This is a genomic window from Desulfobulbaceae bacterium (genome assembly GCA_013792005.1).
GTDB lineage: Bacteria > Desulfobacterota > Desulfobulbia > Desulfobulbales > VMSU01 > VMSU01.
The window spans coordinates 1-7,395 of record VMSU01000149.1 but is presented as its reverse complement, the minus strand read 5'-3'; the positions used below and the strand labels follow the sequence as shown (position 1 = coordinate 7,395).

Here is a 7,395-nt window from a genome sequence, read left to right as displayed (position 1 = left end):
GGTATAGTTACCTCGCACACCATTGCCGGGGTGACCGGCAGCGCAATCAACGACTACCGGATGTGTTTCGACTGCCATGGTGGCAGGGTCTACAACAATGGGGTGCGTCAGGCCCCGGTGGTCGCGCCCTTCCATGGCTACCCCGGTTCTGTTGTCAGAGGTAGCATCGTCGATAAGGTCTGGTGGGATTCTACCGCTATCGCAGGGTACACCCGGAAGACTGTCCTTGCCGGTGGTCTCTATAACGGTGTTGCCGCCGGCACTGTCGGCTCTGCGACCGAAGGTGGCTGGGGCTCCGGTGTTAATGCCATGCCGATCAATGAGGCGAGTGGTAATGGACTGCCATTGGTCTTCCAGTTCTATCACCCGGGCCATCGTAACTTTAAACGGTTCTCAACCCCGGGGACTGCTCAGGGGTACCCGATGAATAACGCCTTGACTGGTCGTAACGCGGCTTCGCGGACCAACAACCAGCGCCTGTATTATGGTTCGTCAGGTCATTGGGCCAATGCTTCTGCGGTTGTTTCCAATAACTCGGTCATTAACTTGGCGCTTCGAAGTTGGTTTGACAGCACGTCATCTGCCTTCCCGACTACCGGCCAGCCTTATGCGGCAGTCCAGCCTGGCGGAGAGAGAATGGGCTATGGCGGCTCTGCTGTGGCAACGCAATACACCACAGCAGGTAGCAGCTCTACAGCTGGCGGACAGTGGGCGACCAAGGGGTACACCCTCTCCTTCACTGCCCCGTACACTCGGTTCAATGTGGCCAATAAACCCGCTGATACCACCCAAATTCCATACTTCACCGCTTTGGCATCACCCAATGATCGGGTGTTTATCAACTCGGCCGTGGTTAATGCTAGTGGCGCTTTAGTGGTTATTGCCAAGAATGATCAGGGTTGTGGTTTGTTGACGGTTACTACTCAGCCAGGCGCGGTCAACCGTGGCGCTATGATTTTGAACGGCGTCACCGGCTACTGTGAAAAAACCGTGGCCGGTATTGCTCCGATCCCAACCACTGTTGATGTTCGTAGCGCCGGAACAGGTGTTCCGAGTGTGCTCGGCTTCCCGGTGGTGGATAATTCCATGAATCCCGGAGCTATCTTTTTCTCTTCTACCATCTACTCGGTGACTGAGGCTGGTGCTACCGTGACCATCACGGTTAATCGTACCGGTGGCACAGGAGCCGTGACAGTTAATTACGCTACCAGTAACGGCACAGCAACGGCCGGTTCCGATTACACTGCGGCTTCCGGCACCCTTAACTGGGCAGACACAGACATCACAGCTAAGACCTTTATTATCAACATTACGAATGATGGAAGCACTGAAGCTAATGAAACCGTAAATATCACGCTATCTGCCAATACCGGCGGCACCACCCTCGGTTCACCGAGCACAGCGGTGCTGACCATTGTCGATGATGATCAGCCAGGTACGGTCAATATCACCACCGCTGATGCCTCGGTGAGTGAAGCTGTAGGCACAGTGATCATTACCGCCAGCCGGTCTGCTGGTTCTATCGGAGGGGTTACCGCCACGATCACAGCCTCTGGCACTGCGGACAACGGCGTCGACTACTCCTTATCAAGCACTGTCTTTAGCTGGGCTGCTGGCGACACAGCTGACAAGGTCATCACCATCAATGTGGTGGACGATGTGATAACTGAATCTTTCGAAACGGTGATCCTGACGGTTACCAGCGCCACCGGCGGTCTGGTTAATGGCGCCGATGTGACAGTTACAACAACCATTACCGATAATGATGTGCCGAGTAGTATATCCGTACTTTCAGCCTTCCAGAATGAAGGAAGTCCGGTGGCAACTGGAACCTCCTCTGCGTCAGGAAATCATACTCCTGGCGCCGGAGGCTCAAACCGGCTCCTAGTTATCACTGTTGATATGTGGGCAGGTGGGAATCTCGGTTGTACAGTGAATGCCACCTATGGCAGTCCTTCACAGGCCTTTACCGAAGCTGTAACCGAACAGTCGAACCGCCGCGGCGTCTGGATTGGGTATTTAAATGAAAATCAGATAATCAACGGCGGAACGAACGGCACAATCAGCGTTACGACCTCAGGCTGTACTTCTTCGCCTACTGACATGGCCATTTACGCCACCACCCTTTCAGGCGTTAACCAAACAGCGCCGGTTCAGTCCACTAGCAATGTTTACATGAACAATGCCACAAGCGTAGCATTGCCGAATTATACCTACACTACAGGTGGCTACAGTATCATATCATTTGCCGCGAATAGTGACATGACCACTGATGGTGCTGTATCCAATGATACTGGCTGGTCAGCTTTCAGCTTTGCACAACCCGTTTCAGGCAATTGGAGAGGCAACATTGTCAATCCCAGAAGCTCTACCGGCACCGCCACTAGCCCGACGGTAAGCAACGGTGCCACTGCGACGCGCGCAGGCATAGCTGTGGTCAACTTCCAAATGTAACAAAGTGTCCGGCAATTCAACCTTGATGGCGTCGCAAAAAGTTCGATCTACTGCGTTGCGTGGCGGTTTTTCTCGTTCGACATACCATATGTATGGCCTCACTCACAAAACACACCCCGCGCCTTGTATATCGCACCTTTTGCTTAGCCATCCCCGAACTTTTTTGCGAGATTGTCAACCTTTGTGGGGAGGTGCCTTTCAGGCATCTCCCGAACTTACCCAACTTCTTTTCGGCTCCTCGCTGTTTGAAGTAGGTAACGTAAAATTAACCCATATGCCCTTGCCACATAGCCTGATTTTCTTAGTTGTTCGGTTTTGATTTGTCGACATCTGTAAAGGTTGGGTTTCGTTCCTAACCCAACCTGCCAGGCTTTAGAGCGGTCTTGGGCAGGATGACGATAAGCGTAATCGGGCAAAGCAGAACTTATCCGGGATGATTGAAAATATTCTGGACGAAATTTCCCATAGATAACTGAGGGACGGTCGGAGCTTTGGTCGATGGCCCTCTGCTCCTTGATGCTGGTCGCCACCGTCCATCTTCAAATCCTCTCTGTTCTAAGCTATAAGCCCCAGAAAGAAATTTGACTTAATTAGGGTTCTTTATTGTTTGGTGTGAGTTAAAGAAAATCTTATTGGTGAGATCAAGTTCTGAAGTCCTATTCACAACGAGGAGCCTTTTTTTAAGAGGCTTGTGTAGGCGGACATTCACCGAGAACATCCGCTCCAATGGCTAAGGATAATTCTCGACAACAGATAGATTTCATTCTTTCTTTTTTGTTTGACATCCCACTTCGACACCGGGTAATCAATAATCATCATTTATAACTGCGTGGGCTCATCCCTGTCAGTATTCCTCTTCCTTTGTTTCTTCAAGGCAGCACATGACTGTAGCGAATTCTCTTCCTCGCATCCTGATCGTGGATGATGAGCAATCAATTCTGGAAGCCTATCGTCAGGTTCTTTCAGGAAGCCGTACCCAGACCACTTCTCAGCCTCGACTCGATGCCCTGGAAAACAGGCTTTTCCCCGATAGTCAACAGAAGTTCGTCATGCCAACCTTTGATCTCTGCCTTTGCCGTCAAGGGCACGAGGCTGTTGAGGCTGTGCGCACATCAATAACTGAAAAATCTCCCTTTTCCGTTGCGTTCATCGATGTCAGGATGCCTCCAGGCAAAGATGGGGTATGGGCCGCTTCCGAAATCAGAAAACTGGACCCATGGGTCAATATTGTTATCGTAACCGCCTTCTCCGACCTCAACCCTGCGGAAATCAACCACACTGTTCAGCCGCCCAATCGCCTGCTCTACATGCAGAAACCTTTTCACAGTCACGAGATCCAGCAGTTCGCCTTGGCCCTTTCAGCCAAATGGCAGGCAGAGCAGGAGTTGACCGCAACCAATCAGCATCTAGACACCCTGGTACAGGAACGCACCAAAGAGTTGAACCTGACCATTGAGGCTTTGGAACTGTCGAACCTGAAATATCGGGAGACAACTCAGCAGCTGAAAAAAACAGAGGCTGCTCTAGCGGAGAAAGCAGAAGACCTGACCGGCACCAATCAAGCGCTTCAAGAACTGATGCGGAAAAATGACGAAGACCAGAGAGAGGTAGAACAAAAGGTGATGTTTACGGCCCACGAAATGATTGAACCCTATCTGGACAAACTTGAAAAAAGCCCGCTTGATGATTACCAGCAGTCCTTTCTCAAAATCATCCGCACCAATCTTAGTGAAATCGTAGCCCCATTTATGAAGGATCTGGCACACAAATATTTCCGACTCTCCCCGACTGAACTGAATATCGCCAATCTGATCCGTCAGGGGATATCAACCAAAGACATTTCCGATCAACTGAAGATGACCAAAAGGAACGTGGATTTTCACCGTGATCGGATCAGGGAAAAGATCGGCATCAAAAACACCAAGGCCAATCTGCGAGCAGTACTTCAAGACCTTGAGTATGAACTGAGCGACCACTGAAAACCTCCCCACGCCACGGAGTCTCTCTTCGCTCGCTAACCTGTATGTCGACCCTTTCGGAGTCTCGCAGGGTCGATACACTTGCTTTACGACTTTACTTGATCCACATTAAGGACCAGATGCAGGGTAGTGCCGGAACCAAGCCCCGCGCTTTCCGCATACAGCCTTCCGGCAAGCGATGCGGTAGCGTTGGCACACCAATGCAAACCAAGCCCGCTGCCCACACCCTTTGAGGAGATACCACGTTCAAAGATCCGCTCAAGCATCTCCGCGGGAATTCCCTCCCCGGTGTCTGTCACCCTGAGGTGTACCTGCCTGCCGCCATCTTCTTCTGAGGTTTCAGAGGCGTCAATCACCACCTGCCCGGAAGTTGCCCCTGATCGCAGAATCGACTCCAGACCGTTGCTGACCAGATTGGCCAGGACCTGCACCAAGACGATCCGTTGACTAACTACCGGACCGATTGCCGCCACACTGTCATCGACCAACACCGGAATCGTGGCCAGAGCGTCCTGTGGGACCAGGCCAAGACAATCATTGACCACCTCGGCAAGGACCACGATCTCCCGGGGTCTCTCCATCCGGGCTAGATAACTGTGCTGATTTAATACCTTTTCCACCACGCCGACCTTGTTCCTGGTGAGGGCCATTCCCTCCGCCGTCTGACCAAGTCCCTCATGTAATCGCACTAACGACAGTTCAAGATACTCGATAAGATCGGCATGACGCGTCACATCGTGCGTGCCCCCCTTTAATTCGGCACAAGCCTGAACCATTCGTTCAAGCCGCAGACCAACCAGTGCCCGCTGCTGCTCTTCAAGCTCAATGACAATAGGAGCCAGGGCATTACGCAAGTTATGAAGGGTACCTGAAACCATATCGGCCATCCCAGAATAATACGACTGCTCAAGAAGCTTCTTTCTGGAGGTGGCAAGATCTGCCATCATTTGATTCATGGACAGCGCCAGGCGAGAAAACTCGTCGTTACCTTCGACCCGTACCGGTATCGAAAAATCTCCCTTGGATATTCGCTCGGTACCGCGAAGCATATCCCGAAGACGAGGACCAAGGAGATAGACAAACACGCCAGAGAAAAAAAGGACAATAACCATTATAGCAACCAAAGCGATCAACGAGGTCCGGTTATGTTGCTCATTAATCGAAACAAACCCTTCCTCGGTACTGGCAAGCTGTTCTTTTTTTACAACCAACCATCCGTCAATTTTATTGAAGAAATTGCCAAACCTCCGGCTGATCTCCGTTTGAAAATGCTCCTGGGCCTTGGCCTTACGACCGCTCTGAATCAGCATGGTCATCAACACCAGTTCCCGATACAAATCTTCGTATTGATGCTGAAGCTCTACCATCCGTACCCTGCCGCTATCAATCTCATCGCCAACGACAGTAACAGGCAGAGCTTCGGTTAAATCCACTGCTGCCTGTAACCGTTGCATCTCTGTGCCAACCTGGGCCGCGGTCTCCTGAAAACTTTTACCATCAACACTCTTACCGTAGATAAAAATATCCTGTGCCTCACTCAGTTGCCGGTTGACGGCATTTTTCAAATTCAACAACGCGGCATAGTGATGGTGGATCGCCAGAAGCCTCTGCACATGACTCCCCTGCTCCCGAGCCATGAATGAATTCAAGACCAGCAGAGAAATCACCAGAAGACAGATGGCGGCAAAGGAAAGGAGCAATTTATTTCGAAGAGACATGGCTATTCCATCCGCTGAAAACAAGAAAGGCGCCAATTCGGCGCCTTTCAATAAAAAACTATACAACCAATTCTTAATCGCGGCGATTGCCGAAGAACTGCAACAGGCTCAAAAACAGATTAATAAAATCAAGATAGAGGGCCAAAGCACCCATAATCGCGACCTTCTGGATAGCCGATTCACCCTGCTCCATGATCCCATCAGCGCCCATTTTGGTTATTTTCTGAACATCATACGCCGTCAAACCAGTAAAGACGATGACCCCGATCCCGGAGACTGCCCAAGAGATTGCCGGACTACTCAAAAAGATATTAACCACAGAGGCGATGATCATACCGATCAACCCCATGACCATAAACGATCCCATGCCAGTAAGGTCTCTCTTGGTCACCATCCCGTATATAGCCATGGCCCCAAACATCCCGGCAGTAATAAAAAATGTGGCTGCCACCGAGGACATGGTATAGATCATCAAAATTGCAGACAAGGTCACCCCGTTCAAGGCCGAATAGACCAGAAAAAGACCTGTCGCCGCTTGAGAAGAGATATGCTGGAGCCGAGCAGAGAGGTAGAAGACCATCCCGAGTTCCGCAAACATCAAACCGTAGAAGACGATTCGGTTGCCGAAAATAAGCTGCTGCATGACCTGTGAGTTAACAGTTAAAAAGGCGGCAACACCTGTAAGTCCTAAGCCGATTGCCATCCAATTGAACACCTTGGCCAGGAAGATGGTCGATGCCTGGGTATTGGCCTGACGAATGGTTGATACGGGAGCTGGTCCCATCTGGGTATACATCTGTACTTTCTCCTTTTTTTGTTGTTTATAAATTAATATCCAGGGTCATTCCCCCTGAAAAAATCTTTGATGGCGTCGCAAAAAGTCCTATCTACTGCGTTGCGTGGTGGTTTTTCTCGTTCGGCATACCATATGTATGGCCTCACTCACAAAACACACTCCGCGCCTTGTATATCGGCCCTTTTGCCTAGCCATCCCCTGATTTTTTGCGAGTTCATCATCTTTGAAAGCAATAAAAAACTAATCACACCACACTGCTCAACCGAAACAAAGCCCGCAGTCAGGGCAGGTCAACGATTGCGCCTCCCTTGATCCACCCATTGTAAAGGTACAACCACAGGCCGGACAACAATTGCTCTCATCTTCGGGATCAAAACAGTAATCGGCAACCGCACTGTATTGGCCAGGGCTTGCGGGCTTTGTTTCGGTTGGGCGGTGTGGTGTGATT

At 50.7% G+C, this 7,395-nt stretch carries 4 protein-coding genes; 2 read left to right on the top strand and 2 right to left on the bottom strand.

Annotated elements, in window-relative coordinates; all coding sequences use genetic code 11:
• Both FP815_09095 and FP815_09090 read left to right on the top strand, forming a co-directional pair.
• The coding region (locus FP815_09095) for a hypothetical protein (GenBank protein MBA3015097.1) at positions 1-2,454 on the top strand (2,454 nt) is incomplete at its 5' end.
• A gap of 881 nt (positions 2,455-3,335) precedes the next feature.
• Positions 3,336-4,433, top strand: coding sequence for a response regulator (locus tag FP815_09090; protein ID MBA3015096.1), 1,098 nt, complete (start codon positions 3,336-3,338; stop codon positions 4,431-4,433).
• 86 nt (positions 4,434-4,519) lie between these two features.
• Here the strand turns inward: FP815_09090 and FP815_09085 are convergent, their stop codons facing one another.
• Complete coding sequence (locus FP815_09085; GenBank protein MBA3015095.1) at positions 4,520-6,151, bottom strand: HAMP domain-containing protein; 1,632 nt, start codon at positions 6,149-6,151, stop codon at positions 4,520-4,522.
• 73 nt (positions 6,152-6,224) lie between these two features.
• The gene (locus FP815_09080) at positions 6,225-6,947 is read right to left on the bottom strand and encodes a Bax inhibitor-1/YccA family protein (protein MBA3015094.1); all 723 of its coding nucleotides are present in this window, start codon (positions 6,945-6,947) and stop codon (positions 6,225-6,227) included.
• Positions 6,948-7,395: the final 448 nt, after the last annotated feature.

Excerpts from the sequence above, each read along its gene's own strand:
- FP815_09090 (MBA3015096.1), top strand. The coding sequence starts at position 3,336 with ATGACTGTAGCGAATTCTCTTCCTCGCATCCTGATCGTGGATGATGAG.
- FP815_09085 (MBA3015095.1), bottom strand. The coding sequence starts at position 6,151 with ATGTCTCTTCGAAATAAATTGCTCCTTTCCTTTGCCGCCATCTGTCTT.
- FP815_09080 (MBA3015094.1), bottom strand. The coding sequence starts at position 6,947 with ATGTATACCCAGATGGGACCAGCTCCCGTATCAACCATTCGTCAGGCC.